Here is a 16834-nt window from a genome sequence, read left to right as displayed (position 1 = left end):
GCCAACAGACCCAGCTTCGCTCCCAGCCATCCGCATGCCGCCTTCCCGCAGGCGCCGCCGATGAAGATGAGCGCCAGGGCGATGCCGAGCGTCGGCAGCGAGGCACCCTTGGCGCGAAGTAGCGTGGGCAGGAAGAGGAGGAAGGTCACGCCCGCCGCGCCATCCAGCATGCCGATGGCCAGAAGGAGACCAAACCCACCTTTTCCTTTGCCCACGGCCGTGGCTTTGGACTGGCGGGGCGCGGGCTGGTCCACTTGCGTCATCAGCAACTGGACGAGCAGCGCCACCACGGCGCCCAGCCCGGCGACGATCCACAACGACGACCGCCACGGAAGAACCGTGAGCAGCAGCGCCAGCAGGGGCGGTAGCGACGCCTTGCCGATGTCGCCCGCGAAGTTGTAGGTGCCAAGCGGGCCGCGGGCGCCTTTTCCGTAGGCGCGGGACACGGCGGCGGAAGCGAGAGGGTGTTGCGTGCTGCTGCCCGCGCCCGCCAGCGCCAGGGGGACGCATAGACCAATCAGGCCGCCGGAAAATCCGGCCAAGGCGTAGCCGCCCGCGCTGAGCAGGGTGCCGAGGGCCAGGACGGTTCGCGGACCGAAGATACGGGCCAGGCGCGTGGACGGCACCTGCAGGAGGGCGAGGCTTCCGACGTAGAGAGCGCGCAGAACCGCCATGGCGCCGTAGCCGAGGGCGAACTGACTCTGCCAGACGGGCAGGAGCACGTAGATGCTGGAGGTGTAGCCGTCGTGCAGCGCGTGGGCGAGACCGGCCAGGGCCAGGGTTCGCCTGGCGTGACTCTTGACGATGGTGACCGATCCGGCGGCGAGGTCGCTCATTTTCCGCCGGTGACGTCGAGGAACGTATTGGTGACGAAGGACGCCTCGGCGCCTGCCAGCCACAGGATCGCACGCGCTACCTCTTCCGGCTGACCACCCCTCCCCATGAGGATCGTGTCCTTGACGCGATCCACCCGTCCAGGTTCGCCGCCGCTGGCGTGCATCTCGGTGTAGATGTGGCCGGGGCGGACGCCCACCACGCGGATACCCTCCCGTGCGACCTCCTTGGCGAGGCCGATGGTGAACGTCTCCAGCGCGCCCTTCGAGGCGGCGTAGTCGACGTATTCGTTGGGGCTGCCCAGCCGGGCCGACGCCGACGAGACGTTGATGATCACCCCGCCCCGGCCTCCATGACGGTGAGACATGCGTCGGACCGCTTGTTGAGCACAGAGCATGGGACCGATCGAGTTGACCGCGAAGATGCGCTGCATCCGCTCGAACCCGAGGTCTTCCATTCGGGACTGTTTGGCCAGCATACCGGCGTTGTTCACCAAGACGTCGATGCGGCCGAAGGCTCCGTCGATGGCTTCGAACAAGGCGGCGACCTGCTCCGGGTCGGCGCTGTCGGCACGGAAGGGCAGCGCCCGGCGCCCGGCGGCCTCGACGTCGGCAGCGACCGCATGGGCGGCGGCTTCGTTGGCGACGTAGCTGATCGCCACGTCGTAGCCCTGCGCGGCGGCGAGTCGCGCGGTTGCGGCCCCCACGCCGCGGCTGCCGCCGGTGACGAGGAGGACGGGTGCCCCTTGGGATGCGGACATCTCGCTCACAGCGAAAGCAGACAGAGAGTCACGACCGGCACGAGGACGAGCGCGGTCCAGGAGGTCCAGCCCGCCGGTAGATTCGTTCGGTGCGCGAGTTCGATGTTGCGCCCGGCCTCCGACCAGACGTCGACGCCGGAGCGGCCTGACAGCAGGAAAGCTGACGTGGAGCTGTTGGTTGGACCGTTTTGCAAGCTGCTTCTCCCCCGGGTGCCCTGACTATCGGACGCTCGGGAGATGGCTACAAACGACTAATTTCGGCGCTTCAGGTCAGGAAAACTCACATCGCAGCGCTCGGGGTATTTTGCCGGTCCTAAGTTGGACGCTCGCACGCGGCCTCCATAACCCCGATATTGAACCTTCGTAGCCTGCCAACGGCAAACGTTACGAAGCGTTGCGCACGCACACGTCGAGCGCCCGACGCGTTGCGGAATGGCAACGGGGAAAAGCCTGCGCCCCGATACGAAAGATGGTCCACCAGTGCGTCGATGAACACTCTCACCTTGGCGGAAAGGCTGCGGTGGCTGGGGTAGAGAGCATGGGCGTCCACCGAGCGACCGGCGAACTCCGGTAGCAGACGCACCAGGCGTCCGTCTTCGACTGCGTTCGCCGCATGGAAGTCCGGGAGCAGTCCTATTCCCGCTCCCGCAATCAGCATCGTCTTCAGGACGTCCGGCTCCGGCACCACGATACCTGGCTCGACTTCAATGTCCCTGATGGCGCCAGCGAACGTGCGGAACTCCCACGTCTCCCGGCGGTCGGCATGCGCCAGGAGGTTGTGCGCGAGCAAGTCGGTCGGTTTCGCGATCGGCGAATGACCGGCCAAGTCGGCGCTGGCGCACGGCCATAGCTCGATGCTCGCCAGCCGCCGGGCAATGAGTTCGGGGTCCTGCGCCGCCACCTTGCCCCGCAGGTGCGGGCGTTCATTGACTAGGCGGGAACGGTGGTCGAGGGCGCTCGCGGCGTTTGGATCACGTCGCCCTCGTAGTTGCCGCCGACCTCACCGTCGCTGCCCCTAAAGTCCGGGGCGATCGTCAGCATCTCCGGCAACCTGGAGCCGGAGGTCGTCAACGCCGCGATGGTCGCCAAGGCCGGACTGGTCGTCTGGTCCAAAGGGCTGTCCGAGCAGATCGGGCAGCACGGCATCACCGTTAACTGCATCCAGCCGGGCCTGATCGGCACTGCCCAGATCCGCCGACTCTACCCCGACGACGAGCGCCGCAAGTTCGCCGAGCGGGAGATCGCGCTTCGCGACTTCGGCGAACCCGAGGACGTAGCGAACGCCGTGACCTTCCTTGCGTCACCGCGGGCTCGCTACATCACGGGCATCGTTTTGACCGTAGATGGCGGGATGCGCCGTTACTTGTTCTAACCGATGGGATGTCTGGTCCTCGGTGCCACAGGGGAACGGACATCCTGCGCCATCCTGGGTGGCACCTCCATGGATGGAGGAGGTGGAGGCGGTCAACGCAAAGCATTCCTTACCATCCAGGCCTCTTGCAGACGCCGAATGCAAAGGATTCCTCATCGAAGCCGACCTCCGAATCACGCCCAATGATGAATTCCCGATATAGCTTCATGCCGTTTATGCCGCCTTATCCATAAGGCACCCGCGCCGTATTTTCATCCCATCACAGTGACGTCCTCCACCGGAGGAACACCGAAGGATTTGAACATGCAGAAGCGTCTCCTTGGAAACAGCGGCCTGGAGGTCTCGTCAATCGGCTTCGGTTGCATGGGCCTCAACTTCAGCTACAGCCACGCCCTGAGCACGCCGGAGTCTATCGCGCTCATCCGCGCCGCCGTGGATCGCGGTGTCACGCTGTTCGACACGGCGGAGGTCTACGGACCTTGGACCAACGAGGAGATCGTCGGCGAGGCGCTGGCGCCAGTGCGCGACCAGGTCATCATCGCCACGAAGTTCGGCTTCGCGCTGGACCCGGCAACCGGCAAGAACGGCGGCCTGAACAGCCGACCGGAGAACATCCAGGCGGTCGCGGAAGCCTCACTCAAGCGTCTCGGTATCGAGGTCATTGACCTGCTCTACCAGCACCGCGTCGACCCGGATGTGCCCATTGAGGACGTTGCCGGTGCGGTGAAGGACCTGATAGCCGAAGGCAAAGTGCGGCATTTCGGCCTGTCCGAGCCGGGCGCGCGGACCGTTCGCCGCGCGCATGCGGTGCAGCCCGTCACGGCCCTGCAAAACGAGTATTCTCTGTGGACGCGAGGCGTGGAGACCAATGGGATCCTCGACGCCTGCGAGGAGCTTGGCATTGGCTTGGTGGCATACAGCCCACTCGGCAAGGGTTTCCTGACCGGGGCCATGTCCGCCGACACGAAGATCGGGGCCAACGACTTCCGCGCCGCCCTGCCACGGTTCACGTCCGAAGCGATGGCGGCGAACCAGTCTGTAATCGACTTGTTGAAGCGGATGGCCGGGGAGAAGAAGGCGACGCCCGCGCAGATCGCGCTTGCCTGGCTGCTGGCGCGCAGGCCCTGGATCGTGCCGATCCCCGGAACCACCAAGCTGCACCGCCTGGAAGAGAATCTTGCGGCGGCCGACGTCGAATTGACGGAAGGAGACTTGGCCGAGATCGAGACCGCTGCGTCCGCCATCAAGATTGAGGGCGAGCGTTATCCGGCGCACCTGATGGCTACCACCGGGCGCTAGTCGATCCGAACAGGTCCGCGTGTTCCGGCGCGTGGGCCGACTCTATTGCGACGGCAGGCGGAGACCAAAGACATGACAACCGAAGTTCTCCGCGCGGGAACGCCTGCCACACCGGCCGCGCAACATGGCATTCGCGTACTCGCCATCCTGAGTGCCCTGATGGGATTCGCTTCCATCTCGACCGACTTCTACCTTCCGGCGATGCCAACGATGGCGGACGCGCTCCATACGGACGCCGGTACCGTTGGACTGACGATCTCGGGCTATCTGGTTGGGTTCAGCGCAGGCCAGTTGCTTTGGGGACCAGTCAGCGACCGCTACGGCAGGCGTGCGCCAATTTCCGTTGGGCTGATCCTCTTCGTCATCGGCTCCGTCGGATGCGCACTTTCCGGCAGCGCTTGGACCATGATCTGGTGGCGCGTCGTCCAGGCGGGCGGCGCCTCCGCCGGTGTGGTGCTGTCCCGCGCGATGGTGCGCGATCTCTACGTCGGCAATCGCGCGGCGCAGATGCTGTCCACGCTGATCACCGTAATGGCCATAGCGCCGCTGCTCGGCCCCATACTGGGCGCGCAGATTATGGCCGTGGCCGGGTGGCGGGCCATCTTTTGGACGTTGGTCGCGGTCGGCGTGGTGACGCTCGCGTCACTGGTCTACCTGCCGGAGACGCTGCCCTCCATCAAGCGCAACGGCGAACCGTTGTCCGGCGCGCTGGTCCGTTACGGCAAGCTCCTGCGCAACCGCACACTGCTCGGCTACGGCGGGGCTGGCGGACTATTCTACGGCGCCATGTTCGCCTACGTAGCGGGCACGCCATCCGCCTACATCACCTACCATCACGTTCCCGCTCAACTTTACGGCCTGCTGTTCGGCGTTGGAATCCTGGGCATCATGGCCACCAACACAGTCAATGGCCGCCTAGTCATGCGGTATGGGAGCGATTTGCTGATGCTTCGCGGCACGGCCGCTGCCGCGTTGTTCGGAGTGGCGGCAGCAGTGGCGGCGTGGACGGACTGGGGCGGTCTGGCCGGACTGGCGATACCGCTGTTCCTGTTTGTTTCGGCGACCGGCTTCATCGTCGCGAACTCGATCGCCGGTGCAATGGCAGGTTACCCGGAGCGCGCCGGTGCCATATCGGCGTTGGTCGGCGCAATGCAGTACGGCAACGGCATGATTTGTTCCGCGCTAGTCAGCGCATTCGCCGATGGCACGTCCAGGTCGCTTGGCTGCGTTGTAGCACTCGCCACCGTTGGGAGCTTCCTCTGCGCGTGGCTGGTTGTGCCGTCACGCCTGACTGTACCGCCGGGTTAAGGCTGCACTACTCCGCATCTTCCGCTTTGTAGACGTCGACCGTGAGCCGGGGCAGCGCCGCGATGTCGATCGGCGGCTCCCACCCGTCGGCGATCTGCACGTTGCGGTCCACCTCGTCCTCCCAGCGCATGCCGATCAAGGCTGAATGGATGCGGGAGTCAGAAAGCACGAACTTCAAGCTGACCTCGTAGAGGTCACGCGCATCTTGCCACTCGGGCGCCAGATACTGCGCTGCCCGCTGGAACACGCCCGACGTCATCGTCCGCATGGAGACGACGCCCGCGTTGGCCTCCGCGGCTTCGACCAGGAAGTGCCGTGAAGCCGCCTGGTAGATGATGTTGTAGGCGATCTGGAACACGTCGAATTCGCCCTGCGCCAAGAAGGGCAAGACCGTCCACGGCTCCTCGGTCGTGATGCCGATGCAGCCGATCTTACCTTGCTCCTTCAGCTTGCGCAGGGCATCCAGTAGTCCGCCGTTGACGATGTGCTCGTAATCGGCCGCGGTGTACATCCGGCCATGGACTTGCAGGACGTCGATGCGGTCGGTCTGCAGGCGCTTGAGGCTGTCGTGCACGCTGGCCAGGACACCTTGATGGTCCTTTTCGAACCAGACTTTGGAGGCCAGCACGCACTCGTCGCGCCGGCTCCGCATGACTTCGCCGATCAGCGTCTCACTATTGCCGTTACCATAAAGTGGGGCGGTGTCGATGTAATTAATCCCGGCGTCGAGCGCGTGGTTTAGGGTGGCGATGGCAGTGTTACGCCCCTCAGTGGACCATGGATCCCAGCCATTGGCCTTGTTCACGTAGCCGAACGGGGCGCCTCCCAGCGCCACTGCCGACACCCTCAGGCCAGTTCGGCCCAACGTCCTCGTCTTCATGCCACGTCCGGGAGGCGCGAGAGGTGCTTGTCCAACGTGATCGGATAGTCACGGACCCGCACGCCGGTCGCGTTGTAGACGGCGTTGGCAACGGCGGCGCCGACACCGCAAAGCCCCAGTTCACCGACTCCCTTTGCTTTCATCGGCGACGACATCGGATCGACTTCTTCCAGAAAGACCACCTCCTGATGCGGGATGTCTGCATGGACCGGCACCTCGTATCCAGCTAGGTCGTGGTTGACGAAGAAACCGCGCCGGGTGTCGACGGCCAGTTCCTCCATCAGTGCCGCACCCACGCCCATGGTCATGGCGCCGATCACCTGACTACGTGCCGACAGGGGGTTCAGGATTCGGCCGGCGGCGCACACCGCCAGCATCCGCCGGACGCGAACCTCACCGGTGTAGGCGTCCACCGCCGCCTCCACGAAATGCCCGGCAAATGTGGATTGCTGGTATTTTTTGTCCAGGTCACCGTATTCAATGGCGTCCTCCGCCATCATGCCGTCTGCTCCCGCGGCTTCCGCCAGGGAGGCGCTGCGGTTGCCCGACCGAACCTGACCGTCGGCGAAGGTCACGTCGCCGGAGTTGAAGCCCAGCTTCTGCGCGATCGCCTCGCGCAGCTTGACGCAAGCCGCGTAGACACCCGACGTGGCGTTGTTCGCGCCGAACTGGCCACCCGAACCGGCGGCAACTGGGTAGCTGGAGTCGCCCAGCCGGACGGTAACCTGATGCAGGCCTAGCCCCATCATTTCAGCGGCAGTTTGGGCGATGATGGTGTAGCTGCCGGTACCGATGTCGGTCATGTCGGTCTCGACCGCAATCTCGCCCTTGGAGTCGAGCAGAACCCGAGCGCCGGACTTCATCAGCAGGTTATTGCGGAAACCCGACGCCACGCCCATGCCGACCAGCCATGGACCTTCCCGCCGCGCGCCCGGCGCCCGGCGGGCTTTCCAGCCGAAGCGGTCCGCACCGGTGCGGAGCCACTCGATCAGCGAACGCTGGGAATAGCGGCGGGCTGGATGTTCCGGATCCACCTGGGTGTCGTTCATGACCCGGAACTCGACCGGATCCATCCCCAGTCTTTCCGCCATTTCGTCCATGGCGATCTCCAGGGCCATCAATCCCGGCGCCTCGCCCGGTGCACGCATGGCATTGCCTTCGGGCAGGTCGAGGACGGCGAGGCGCGTTGCCGTCATACGATTCGCCCCGGCGTAAAGCAGGCGCGTCTGCATGACGGCCGTCTCCGGGCCGCCTTCCGGCAGGTTGCCGGACCAGCCCAATCCCGAAAGCTGCTAATAGATGCAGAATTCCCCAGATTACATATAGAAAAGCCCCAATGCGGGCAGCGTTGATCACTTTACTATGCATGTCTCGCTTCCTGCTCGTCAGTGCAATAAGGGGGACGGCCAGAAATCGTTGGAACGGCAGGCTGGGTCCAACCTGCCGCTCCGATTTAGGTTTTAGTATTGAGAGACGCCGCCATCGACATCGAGCTCGATGCCGGTGATGTAGGCGCTGTCGTTGGAAGCTAGGAAGACGGCTGCCTTGCCTAGGTCTTCGGGCGTGCCGAGGCGCGCGAGCGGGATCCTGTCGATAATTCCGGCATGGGCCTCATTCGGGATCAAAGACTGCAGACCCGGGGTCAGCGTATGGCCGGGGCTCAGCACGTTGATGCGGATCCCCAATTCCTTGGTGTCGTGTAGCCAGCCACGGGCCAGGTTACGGACGGCCGCCTTGGTCGACGGGTAGACCGACATGCTGGGGATGCCGATCGAGCCCGCGATCGAGCCGGTGAAAATCACCGACGCACCCTTCGGCAGCAGCGGCAGGGCCTTCTGGAACGCGAAGAGTAGGCCCTTGACGTTGACGCTGTAGGTCTTGTCGAAGTGCGCTTCAGTGATCTCGCCGACCTTCGCAAATTCATAGAACCCGGCGTTAAGCATCAGGACGTCGATGTGGCCGGCCTTCTCCGTAACGGTCGCGTAGAGCCGGTCGAGGTCGGCGAGGTTGCCGGCGTCGCCCTGGATGCCAACGGCACCGTTGCCGATCTCGGCCACGGCCTTATCGAGTTCCGACTGGCGACGGCCGGTGATGAACACCCGCGCGCCTTCACTGGCGAAAGCCTGCGCAACACCGAGGCCAATGCCCGCGCTGGCACCGGTCACCACCGCAATCTTGCCCTCTAGTTTTTTGCTCATTCTACCGATCCTTCACTCTCAGCTGTCCCGCGATGCTCGTCGACGATGCGGGTCACGGCTCTGGCGCCGGGATCGGCGCCAGAGCCTGAAATAGGCGATTAGGGGATCGGCCCGTAGATGGCCGATGAGACTAATCTTTATTCCTGTTTGGAATGCGCCAGGGGCCATTGAGACCGGCAGGGATCTCCGCCACCGCCCAGGACAGCAGATCGGCCGATAACAGACTTGCGGCGCCGCCGACCCATCGACGTGAAACGCGCCTTGATTTCGGCGGCGGTTATCGGCGGCCAATGGTGGGCGTAAATTGATGTCCATAACGGCGGGCGTTTAAGACCCTGCATGCGCTCGACGCCGGGACGCAACAACCGGCACGTAATGGCAGCGCGGACTGGCAAAGTCTCTTCGCGATCCTAAACGCGCCTAACGTCTCGAGATCGTTCGACGGCGCCATGGCCGGCCGTGACCCGGTCATGGCGCCTCGTATCAAACCGTATTCTTGAGGCCGAGTACTTCGATTGTCTCGATAGCCGGCGGCACGGAGAAAAGCTCGTCAGCCCTGGCCATCAGCGCCTGGGCAATCGGTCCCGATAGATGAGCCTGGCGGTTCGCATCCGTCTCAAACGCGTCGAAGATGCCAAAGGTAAGGGTGGACAGGCGCAGCGCAAACCAGATCGGCGTGGTGGTCTCTTGGTTCGCCATGCTCAGGCCCGTGGCTAGGAACTCGGCAACGGCCTGTTCCTTGCCTGGTTTGGCTTCCAGGCGGGCGAAGAGTGCGAATTTAATCATGATCGTGCGTCCTGTTCGGAGGTGAGCTGCTATTCGTTACGGTCATTGGAAAGTCAGGTCGGCGGCACGAGGGCGGTAACCTTGGCGATGCCAGCCTGGACGTTCGGCCGTGCCTCGATCATCTCGTACCAGCGTGCAATATTCGGCCAATTATTGAGATCGAGGCCGGCGAAATCCCGGCGCCACAACCAGCCGAAATGTACGATGTCGGCGATGCTGAACGCGTCGCCGGCGGCAAATCGGCGCTTAGCCAAGACCCCGTCAAGCACGGCAAAAACGCGCTCGGACTCGGTCTGGAAACGGTTGATCGCGATCGGGATCTGTTCGGAAGCCTGACGCTTGAAGAAGCCGACTTGGCCGAGCGCCGGGCCGATGCCGGTCAGATGAAAGAACATCTGCTCGAAGACGCGGGCCCGCTCGGCGCCGTCCCTTGGCAGCAGCTGGCCGGTCTTCTCCGCGAGGTAGATCAGGATGGCGCCCGACTCGCTGAGGGTCAGCGGCTCGCCGCCAGGTCCCTCGGTGTCAACCAATAGCGGGACCTTGCCGTTTGGATTAATGGCAAGGTAGTCGGGCTGCTTCTGCTCGCCCTTGCGCACGTTAACCGGCTTGAGCTCGTAGGGAAGCCCCATCTCCTCAAGCGCGATTGGTACACGCACGCTGTTCGGTGTCGCAAAAGCGTAAACTTTGTACATCGGTGGCTTCCGTCTATTGGGAGTGAGACTCAGGTCCGTCGCCTGAAGGGCGGCGGGTTGGAAACGGCAGCGGCGGGCCGCATGGATTGCAGGCGGCGCAGCGCGATCAGGATCTCGGCTGGCTCGATCCGATTGGTGAAATCACTGTCGAGGTATGAGAAGACGATTTGGCCCGACGGGTCGACCACATAGGTCGCGGGGACCGGGAGCGGCGTGTGGTAGTCGGCACCGCAGGGGCGACCGAGCGCCCGGTATTCGCCGTGGAGTTCGTCGGCAGGCATAAAGGCAACGCCGAAGCTCTTGGCCACCTTGGCGTCAAGATCAGCCAGCAGTGGAAACGGCGTCGACGCTGTTCCGCACTGATGGCGAAGGTTGCTGGCTTGCGGAGCGATCCCGACGAGCGAAGCCCCAAGGGCTGTGACCTCGCCACTGACGCGAGTCCAGGCTTCGAGCTCGAGCGTGCAGAACTGGCACCAGTCACCCCGATAGAAGCAGATGACGACAGGTCCGGCTTGTAGCAAGGCGCCGAGACGAACCATGGCGCCCTGCCCGTCCCGCAGCCGAAAATCCGGCGCCGTGTCGCCGGCCTTGAGCGCTTGCCGCAGCGTGCCCGAGGCGCGCAGTTGGGCGGCTTCCGCCTGTAGGCGGTCGAACGCGCCATGCGGCAGGTCACTCTCAGCCCGGCTACGCAATGCCGCCAGTCGCGACTTCAGGCACATTGGTGAGCCTCGGCTGGATGTTTCGGTGAGCGTCTCGACCGTCATTTGCCCACGTCCTCTTGACGAGGGAAGGCTATGTAAAGGCATATTCGTCATTCCGAAGGGGAATGACGATGAATCGACTGGCCGCCATGGACGCCTTCGTGCGCGTCGTCGATACCGGCTCCTTCACCGAGGCGGCGCGTCAGCTCCGTGTCGGTCAACCAGCGATTTCCAAGATTATCGCCCAGCTCGAGGACCGGGTCGGGGTGAAGCTGTTACTGCGTACGACGCAGGGTCTAACGCCGACGGAAGCGGGCGAAATCTTTTACGAACATGCCAAGCGGTCGGTCGAAGAGGCCGATGAAGCTGAACTCAAGGCCCGGGGAGCAGGCGCGGCGCTCTCTGGGCGCCTGCGCATCAGCGGTGCGGTCACTTTCTCTCGGCTTTACGTCGTACCCGTGCTGCGCAAATTCATGACGATGCATCCTGCTCTTGACGTCGAGGTGTTTCTCGATGATCGCAATGTCGATCTGGTCGAGGCCGGCATCGACATCGCGCTCCGAATGGGCGATCTGCAGGATTCATCGCTGACGGCACGCAAAATTGGCAGCAGCCCACGTATCGTCGTGGGCGCGCCCGGCTATTTCGCGGAAGCAGGGATTCCAGAGACACCGGCGGACCTCGTGGCACACCAGTCGGTGATCTATGACCGGCGCGGCGGCGGCACTGTCTGGACATTTACGCAGGGCACGGCAGAAAGTGCCGTCAAACTCAAGGGCCGCGTTCGCCTCACGGCCGCTGAAGGCGTGCGCGAGGCCGTGTTCTCAGGGATGGGTCTTGCGGTCACTTCGGAGTGGATGTTCCTGCCCGAGATTGCGTCTGGGCGCGTGACGCGGGTGCTGGCCGACTGGTCGCTGCCACAGATCGATCTGTGGGCCGTGTTCCCGACCGGGCGCAACGTCAGCATGAAAGCGCGGGCGTTTGCGAACTTCATCGAACAGGAGCTCGGGTCGAAGTTCTCTAATGAAGCGGACGATGCCGGCGATGAACGCGCGTCCTTGGACGCCAAGGTTAGCGTGATACCCGTGTCGTGATGGCGGCGGCGCTACGACAACGGCAAAGCGATGTGTTGCTGGAAGGCAAAGCGTTGGGCAATGCCGTCATACCAGGCCCGGAGCCTTCCATAAACCGGGCGGTTCGGGACATCGACCCCGAACCAGCGTCGCGCATAGGCGCCGAGCACGATGTCGGCCAGGGTGAAGCTGTCACCTTCGACGAATGCGCCGCCATGGGTCAAATGCGCCTCCAAAACTGCCCAGGCATCCGCGCTCGCCTTCGTCGCAGTGGCGATCACCTTGGCGTCGCGGTCCTCAGGCGTGGTGCGGACCATGTTCCAGAACAGCGGCCGCTCGGCCGGTTGCATGGTGGTCAGGACCCAATCCAGCCAGCGCTCGACCGGCGCACGCTTGATCGCGGCAGCCGGGTAGAGCGAGAGCGCGGCTTTCGACCCGGCCTCGATCTGCGACAGCGTCAGATAGCGGATGATGGCGTTGGACTCCCAAAGCACGAAGTCGCCCTGGACCAACGTCGGCACCCGGCCATTGGGGTTCATCGCGCGGTATTCCGGGGTATCGACATGCCCGTGCGCCATCCCGGCATTGATCCGATCGGGTGTCACGCCCAACTCAGCGCAACACCACAGCACCTTCTGCACGTTGACCGAATTTGCCCGCCCCCAGATGCTAATCCCGCTCACTGCCTTCTTCCCCCATTACGCTAGACGCTCGGACGCCATACAGCGCCGCCATCCGCTGGGGCGCCATCGATGATCATGGGCATCCATATCGTTGCCCATGTCCGTGGTTTTCTTCATTGGGCACTCGATGCGCAAAAGCGCCGGTTAGAGCGCCGAGTGGTCTTTCACGGCGTCTTCGAGGACCGACTTAAGGCCAAGGAAACGTTCGTCGACCGCTTCCGGATTGTCGCGATTCATGGCGATCATCTTGGCCCGGGTTTCGCCGCCGCGGATCACCTCGAATGCGCCGGCTTCGATGCCGGCGATTATTGCCTCGGCAACATCTGACGCCGGCTCGCGCGAGAATCCGAGCTCCGGACCCGCCCGGTTCGACCGCATCATCGGCGTGTCCGTGCCGCCAGGATAGGCGGTCAGCACATGGATGCCCTCGCCCTTGAGTTCGCGCCGTAACGCTTCGCCAAACCGGGCGAGGCCGGCCTTGACGGCGGCGTAGGTGGTGTAGAACGGTGCACCAATCAGCGCGATCCCTGACGCAACGTTGACGACCACGGCGTCGCCACTGGCGCGCAGCGCCGGCAAGGCAGCTCGCGTCAGCAGGATCGGCGCCAGCAAGTCGACCGCGACCATGGCCTCGATGTCAGCCTCCGAGGTCGTCTCTAGGCGGCCGGCCCGGACGCCGCCAGCGTTGTTGACCAGGATATCCAGACCGCCCAGCGCGTCGAGCGCTTGCTTCAAGGTTGCTGCCCGACCGGTTGCGGTGCCGACATCCGCTGAGACACCCCAAATAGAGCCGCTCGCTTTGAGTTCAGCGACAGCTGTGGCTAGCGGATCCGGTCGCCGCCCGGTGATCACGACCTTGGCGCCCTTGGCGAGACAAACCCGGGCAATTGCAAGCCCGATGCCGCTGGATCCGCCCGTGACGAGGACGCGCTTCCCGGTGATTTCCATTGCTGTCGCTCTCAGGCTGCAGGCAAGAAGTTGGAGGGAAAGAGCGCGCGTTTGGTCTCCTCGTCGTTCACCTTTTTGAACGGGTGGTCTTTTCCTACCGCGCGGGCGCGCGCCACGGCCGGGCGCGCCTCGACAGTCGCAAACAGGCGCTTCAGATTGGGGTAAGGCGCAAGCGGATCCACGGCGCCTTTGCGCACACGTGAGGCTCGATCGAGCCAGCCCCAAGCCGAGATATCGGCGATCGTGTAGTCGTCCCCCACGATGCATTGTCGCCCCTGCATATGGTCGTCCAGCACCTGATAATGGCGCTCCGCTTCGCGGCGATAACGATTGACGGCGTAGTCATTACCCTCCGGGGCCGCGAATTGAAAATGCACGGACTGGCCCGAGAATGGGCCAAGGCCCGAGGCGATGAAAAGCAGCCAAGAGAGCAACTCTGGCCGGTTCTGCGGTGTGCCCAGGAATTTACCGGTCTTTTCTGCGAGGTAGATCAGGATTGCCGTGGAGTCGAAGACGCGCGCTTCCTTGCCGTCCGGACCGTCCGTGTCGACGATCGCCGGCACCTTGCCGTTCGGATTGATCGCGCGAAAATTGGGCGCGTGCTGTTCGCCCTTGCTGGTATCGATCGGGCATACTTCGTAGGGCAGACTCGCCTCTTCCAGCAGGAGTGCGATCTTTGCGGGATTAGGCGTCGGGTGAAAATAGAACCGGATCATGAAATTTCCTTGGTTGCTTTGGTATCTCGCGATGCGTTCAAGCTGGGCCCAAGGTTCTGAGTGCCGCCAAGATGGCGTCGGGCTCCAGCCGCTTGCGATAGTCGACCTCAATGGCCGCCAGCGCGACCCGACCGTCCCGACCGATGACGTAGGTCGCGGGCACTGGCAGTTCCCAACTGTCGTCGCCATTGATGTCTGGCAGCGCCTTGTTGTTCGATCGTAGCGCCGCCCGCAGTTCCTCGGGCAGCGACCAGACCAAGCCGAAGCGGCGGGCAAGGTCGTTGCCGACGTCGCTCAGCACGTCGAAGGCTAGGGCATTGGCTTCGGCCGTGGAAAGCGAGCCATCAGGCCGTTGCGGCGAGATCGCAATCAGCCGCCCATTCAACGCGGTGATCCCCGGCAGTATGCCTTGATAGGCCCGGAGTTGAATGTTGCAGTAGGGGCACCAGCCCCCGCGATAAAAGGTTAAGACGGCCGGTCCGGTCCGCAGCACGTCGTCTAGCGACACCACCTGGCCGTGCTGGTTCGGCAGTGAGAACGCTGGCGTCATGTCGCCCAAACCCGTTGCGCATTCCTGTGCGAAACTGAGACGCAAATCCTCTATCTTCGCGTCATAGAGCGCTGGCCGGCCGGCAGGTGCCGTGTGCGCAAATTCGGCTTTGAAGGCGTCGAGCTGCTGCTGCAATCCCATCGCGCTGTTCCCTGCCCGCGCTCGCCATCGCCGGCTTGCGTTCTAGTATGATTATCCTAGAATGCATACCGCGGACGCGTGTGGCAAGGTGCAAGCTGAGCAGTGGGGTGGTGACGGGATGGCAAGGCCGCGGGAATTCGATGAGGGCACCGTGCTGGACGCGGCGGTGCTGTGCTTCTGGACGAACGGCTACGACGCCACGTCGGTGAAGGATCTTGTCGCTGGGACCGGCATCACGGCAGCAAGCCTATACAACGCCTTCGGCGATAAACGCTCGATCTACCAGAAAGCGCTGGACCATTATGTCGAGGGCAGCATCGCCGATCGGATCAGGCGCTGCGAAGAGCTGCCGCCACTGGCGGGAATCGAGGCGTTCTTCGAGGAGATCGTCAGGCGTTCGCTCAGTGATCGGGCTCGCAAGGGCTGCATGCTGGTCAATGCAGCGCTCGATGTCGCACCCCATGACCCAGATTTTCGTAAAGTGGTCGCGGAGGTCCTCCTCCGGATCGAGGCGTTTTTCCTAAGGCGCATCGAGATTGGTCAAAGCGACGGCACTATCAGCATGGCGCTGCCGGCCTCGAGCCTTGCCCACAATCTCCTCGGTGTGCTGATGGGAATCCGGGTCCTAGCGCGTGTCCGGCCCGAACGCGGTCTGCTCGAAGGGGTCCTTGCGCCAACTTTAACACTGCTCCGCTGTGGTGCCCTGTCGCCACAGACATGAACAATCGATCAACGGGGTCGACAGCGGACAGCCCATCTATGGCACGATAACGATGGACGCCCGCGTTTAGGCATCGCGCCAAGGTATCTAAGCGGCAAGCATGGGTATTCAGGTCGACGGCGCCCACCCGCCTATCTGTCGGGTGGCTCGGCCAAAGTCGCTGCTATTGTGGCCGCCCACGCTTTTGGCGCCCTGGCAGTAACTCAAAGCAGTGTGCAGGGGACTTACGGGCTCCTGCCCTATAGAAGACCAAGTCACCAGGTGCTTCGGGAATGTGACGGCTGATTCCATCGCCACGGCAAGCGTGTGATGCTGGCAGACCTTGACCACAGCCAGCCCGCAATCGACTAATTGAGGAAACTGTCCTAGCCGCCGACCAAAGTAGCTCACTGTTCGTTGACGCCAGCGGGCCAGAGACCTAGCAACTTGCAACCTCGCGGGCCCGTTGCTCTGTAATGAGGGATGCGCAAGTCATTGTAGTCGTTGAAGATGAAGCAGTCGTTCGTATGCTCGCGGTTGATGCCCTCAGAGAGGAGGGATACCGCGTGTTTGAAGTCGCCCATGCCGAAGGAGCGATCCAATATTTGGAAGAGCATGCGGACGACGTGCGGGGGCTGTTCACGGACCACCATCTCGCTGGGCAGCTCACCGGACTGGATCTCGCACACCACACGGATCGCCATTGGCCATGGATCGCAATTCTTTTGGCTAGTGGCATTGCACGCCCAGATCCTCATGTGTTGCCCCGGAGAACTCGGTTCCTCAGGAAGCCCTACGAGATCGATGAGGTGATCGGTCACTTACAGGAGATGATCGCTCTCGATTAGGGAACCTCGCCATCTACCGTTGTTAAGCCTGTTGTTAGCCGTGCCTGAAAGCCGCCGTTCGCTGGTGAGACTGCCCAAGTTCGCAGGTTGACGGCAGCGGTAGAGCGGGGTCAACGGCATCACCGGCTGGTTCGACCACCTGAGCTGCTGCCGGTTTGGTGGACACCGAGATTAGGGTGTTTCACGAGATTGGAGGGTGCAGATGGCGCGGCGACAATTCAGCCGAGAGTTCAAGCTGGAGGCGGTCCGGCTGGTCAAGGAGCGTGGTGTTTCGGTGGTGCAGGCCAGCCGGGACCTGGATGTCGGCGAGAACATCCTGCGGCGTTGGATCAAGGAACTCACTGC

At 63.4% G+C, this 16834-nt stretch carries 20 protein-coding genes; 7 read left to right on the top strand and 13 right to left on the bottom strand.

The window, feature by feature from the left end; all coding sequences use genetic code 11:
• The 3 genes from GSQ76_RS16960 to GSQ76_RS16950 all read right to left on the bottom strand — a co-directional run.
• On the bottom strand, positions 1–836 hold an 836-nt coding region (locus GSQ76_RS16960), incomplete at its 3' end, for an MFS transporter (protein ID WP_158745334.1).
• Complete coding sequence (locus GSQ76_RS16955; RefSeq protein WP_158745333.1) at positions 833–1594, bottom strand: SDR family oxidoreductase; 762 nt, start codon at positions 1592–1594, stop codon at positions 833–835. The genes GSQ76_RS16955 and GSQ76_RS16960, both read right to left, overlap by 4 nt.
• Before the next feature lie 313 nt (positions 1595–1907).
• Positions 1908–2495, bottom strand: coding sequence for a substrate binding domain-containing protein (locus GSQ76_RS16950; RefSeq protein WP_216851106.1), 588 nt, complete (start codon positions 2493–2495; stop codon positions 1908–1910).
• Between the two features lie 87 nt (positions 2496–2582).
• Here GSQ76_RS16950 and GSQ76_RS16945 point away from each other — a divergent pair, with 87 nt between their 5' ends.
• From GSQ76_RS16945 to GSQ76_RS16935, 3 genes are all read left to right on the top strand, one after another.
• On the top strand, positions 2583–2966 hold the full coding sequence (locus tag GSQ76_RS16945) for an SDR family NAD(P)-dependent oxidoreductase (protein ID WP_216851105.1): 384 nt from the start codon (positions 2583–2585) through the stop codon (positions 2964–2966).
• A 303-nt stretch (positions 2967–3269) separates the two neighbouring features.
• Positions 3270–4265, top strand: coding sequence for an aldo/keto reductase (locus GSQ76_RS16940; protein ID WP_158745331.1), 996 nt, complete (start codon positions 3270–3272; stop codon positions 4263–4265).
• Between the two features lie 72 nt (positions 4266–4337).
• Entirely contained in the window at positions 4338–5573 is a 1236-nt protein-coding gene (locus GSQ76_RS16935; RefSeq protein ID WP_174247363.1) for a multidrug effflux MFS transporter, read from the top strand.
• A gap of 7 nt (positions 5574–5580) precedes the next feature.
• Here the strand turns inward: GSQ76_RS16935 and GSQ76_RS16930 are convergent, their stop codons facing one another.
• The 6 genes from GSQ76_RS16930 to GSQ76_RS16905 all read right to left on the bottom strand — a co-directional run bounded on the left by GSQ76_RS16930 (position 5581) and on the right by GSQ76_RS16905 (position 10893).
• Positions 5581–6453, bottom strand: coding sequence for an aldo/keto reductase (locus GSQ76_RS16930; protein ID WP_158745315.1), 873 nt, complete (start codon positions 6451–6453; stop codon positions 5581–5583).
• Positions 6450–7733 (bottom strand): xanthine dehydrogenase family protein molybdopterin-binding subunit, encoded by a 1284-nt coding sequence (locus tag GSQ76_RS16925; protein WP_216851104.1) that lies wholly within the window; start codon positions 7731–7733, stop codon positions 6450–6452. The genes GSQ76_RS16930 and GSQ76_RS16925 overlap by 4 nt, the downstream gene beginning before the upstream one ends.
• Positions 7734–7913: 180 nt before the next feature.
• The gene (locus tag GSQ76_RS16920) at positions 7914–8651 is read right to left on the bottom strand and encodes an SDR family NAD(P)-dependent oxidoreductase (protein WP_158745314.1); all 738 of its coding nucleotides are present in this window, start codon (positions 8649–8651) and stop codon (positions 7914–7916) included.
• Positions 8652–9134: 483 nt separating this feature from the next.
• Positions 9135–9437, bottom strand: coding sequence for a putative quinol monooxygenase (locus GSQ76_RS16915; protein WP_158745313.1), 303 nt, complete (start codon positions 9435–9437; stop codon positions 9135–9137).
• Positions 9438–9490: 53 nt separating this feature from the next.
• Entirely contained in the window at positions 9491–10129 is a 639-nt protein-coding gene (locus GSQ76_RS16910) for a glutathione S-transferase family protein (protein ID WP_158745312.1), read from the bottom strand.
• A 29-nt stretch (positions 10130–10158) separates the two neighbouring features.
• On the bottom strand, positions 10159–10893 hold the full coding sequence (locus GSQ76_RS16905; RefSeq protein WP_158745311.1) for a peroxiredoxin-like family protein: 735 nt from the start codon (positions 10891–10893) through the stop codon (positions 10159–10161).
• Positions 10894–10961: 68 nt separating this feature from the next.
• Between GSQ76_RS16905 and GSQ76_RS16900 the strand changes: the two genes are divergently transcribed.
• Complete coding sequence (locus GSQ76_RS16900; protein ID WP_158745310.1) at positions 10962–11924, top strand: LysR family transcriptional regulator; 963 nt, start codon at positions 10962–10964, stop codon at positions 11922–11924.
• 11 nt (positions 11925–11935) lie between these two features.
• Here the strand turns inward: GSQ76_RS16900 and GSQ76_RS16895 are convergent, their stop codons facing one another.
• From GSQ76_RS16895 to GSQ76_RS16880, 4 genes are all read right to left on the bottom strand, one after another.
• The gene (locus tag GSQ76_RS16895) at positions 11936–12586 is read right to left on the bottom strand and encodes a glutathione S-transferase family protein (RefSeq protein WP_158745309.1); all 651 of its coding nucleotides are present in this window, start codon (positions 12584–12586) and stop codon (positions 11936–11938) included.
• 144 nt (positions 12587–12730) lie between these two features.
• The gene (locus tag GSQ76_RS16890; protein WP_158745308.1) at positions 12731–13534 is read right to left on the bottom strand and encodes an SDR family oxidoreductase; all 804 of its coding nucleotides are present in this window, start codon (positions 13532–13534) and stop codon (positions 12731–12733) included.
• Positions 13535–13545: 11 nt separating this feature from the next.
• On the bottom strand, positions 13546–14250 hold the full coding sequence (locus GSQ76_RS16885; RefSeq protein ID WP_158745307.1) for a glutathione S-transferase family protein: 705 nt from the start codon (positions 14248–14250) through the stop codon (positions 13546–13548).
• A 37-nt stretch (positions 14251–14287) separates the two neighbouring features.
• A complete protein-coding gene (locus GSQ76_RS16880; RefSeq protein ID WP_158745306.1) occupies positions 14288–14941 on the bottom strand; it encodes a peroxiredoxin-like family protein in 654 nt (217 codons plus the stop codon).
• Between the two features lie 61 nt (positions 14942–15002).
• Here GSQ76_RS16880 and GSQ76_RS16875 point away from each other — a divergent pair, with 61 nt between their 5' ends.
• From GSQ76_RS16875 to GSQ76_RS32735, 3 genes are all read left to right on the top strand, one after another.
• Positions 15003–15662: a TetR/AcrR family transcriptional regulator gene (locus GSQ76_RS16875; protein WP_254070455.1), complete on the top strand. Its 660-nt coding sequence runs from the start codon at positions 15003–15005 to the stop codon at positions 15660–15662.
• A gap of 455 nt (positions 15663–16117) precedes the next feature.
• Positions 16118–16489, top strand: a complete 372-nt coding sequence (locus GSQ76_RS16870; protein ID WP_256366993.1) for a response regulator — start codon at positions 16118–16120, stop codon at positions 16487–16489.
• Between the two features lie 202 nt (positions 16490–16691).
• Positions 16692–16834: transposase (locus GSQ76_RS32735; RefSeq protein WP_158745303.1), on the top strand; the 143-nt coding region annotated here is incomplete at its 3' end.

Source organism: Acidisphaera sp. L21 (assembly GCF_009765685.1).
Classification (GTDB): Bacteria; Pseudomonadota; Alphaproteobacteria; order Acetobacterales; family Acetobacteraceae; genus LMUY01.
Note: the sequence above shows the minus strand (reverse complement) of the source record. Positions and strands in the feature narration are given on the sequence as shown.

What these genes read in the sequence shown, in the direction of transcription:
- GSQ76_RS16955 (WP_158745333.1), bottom strand. Translation starts at nt 1,594, where the DNA reads ATGTCCGCATCCCAAGGGGCACCCGTCCTCCTCGTCACCGGCGGCAGC.
- GSQ76_RS16940 (WP_158745331.1), top strand. Translation starts at nt 3,270, where the DNA reads ATGCAGAAGCGTCTCCTTGGAAACAGCGGCCTGGAGGTCTCGTCAATC.
- GSQ76_RS16935 (WP_174247363.1), top strand. Translation starts at nt 4,338, where the DNA reads ATGACAACCGAAGTTCTCCGCGCGGGAACGCCTGCCACACCGGCCGCG.
- GSQ76_RS16930 (WP_158745315.1), bottom strand. Translation starts at nt 6,453, where the DNA reads ATGAAGACGAGGACGTTGGGCCGAACTGGCCTGAGGGTGTCGGCAGTG.
- GSQ76_RS16920 (WP_158745314.1), bottom strand. Translation starts at nt 8,651, where the DNA reads ATGAGCAAAAAACTAGAGGGCAAGATTGCGGTGGTGACCGGTGCCAGC.
- GSQ76_RS16915 (WP_158745313.1), bottom strand. Translation starts at nt 9,437, where the DNA reads ATGATTAAATTCGCACTCTTCGCCCGCCTGGAAGCCAAACCAGGCAAG.
- GSQ76_RS16910 (WP_158745312.1), bottom strand. Translation starts at nt 10,129, where the DNA reads ATGTACAAAGTTTACGCTTTTGCGACACCGAACAGCGTGCGTGTACCA.
- GSQ76_RS16905 (WP_158745311.1), bottom strand. Translation starts at nt 10,893, where the DNA reads ATGACGGTCGAGACGCTCACCGAAACATCCAGCCGAGGCTCACCAATG.
- GSQ76_RS16900 (WP_158745310.1), top strand. Translation starts at nt 10,962, where the DNA reads ATGAATCGACTGGCCGCCATGGACGCCTTCGTGCGCGTCGTCGATACC.
- GSQ76_RS16890 (WP_158745308.1), bottom strand. Translation starts at nt 13,534, where the DNA reads ATGGAAATCACCGGGAAGCGCGTCCTCGTCACGGGCGGATCCAGCGGC.
- GSQ76_RS16885 (WP_158745307.1), bottom strand. Translation starts at nt 14,250, where the DNA reads ATGATCCGGTTCTATTTTCACCCGACGCCTAATCCCGCAAAGATCGCA.
- GSQ76_RS16880 (WP_158745306.1), bottom strand. Translation starts at nt 14,941, where the DNA reads ATGGGATTGCAGCAGCAGCTCGACGCCTTCAAAGCCGAATTTGCGCAC.
- GSQ76_RS16875 (WP_254070455.1), top strand. Translation starts at nt 15,003, where the DNA reads ATGCATACCGCGGACGCGTGTGGCAAGGTGCAAGCTGAGCAGTGGGGT.
- GSQ76_RS16870 (WP_256366993.1), top strand. Translation starts at nt 16,118, where the DNA reads ATGAGGGATGCGCAAGTCATTGTAGTCGTTGAAGATGAAGCAGTCGTT.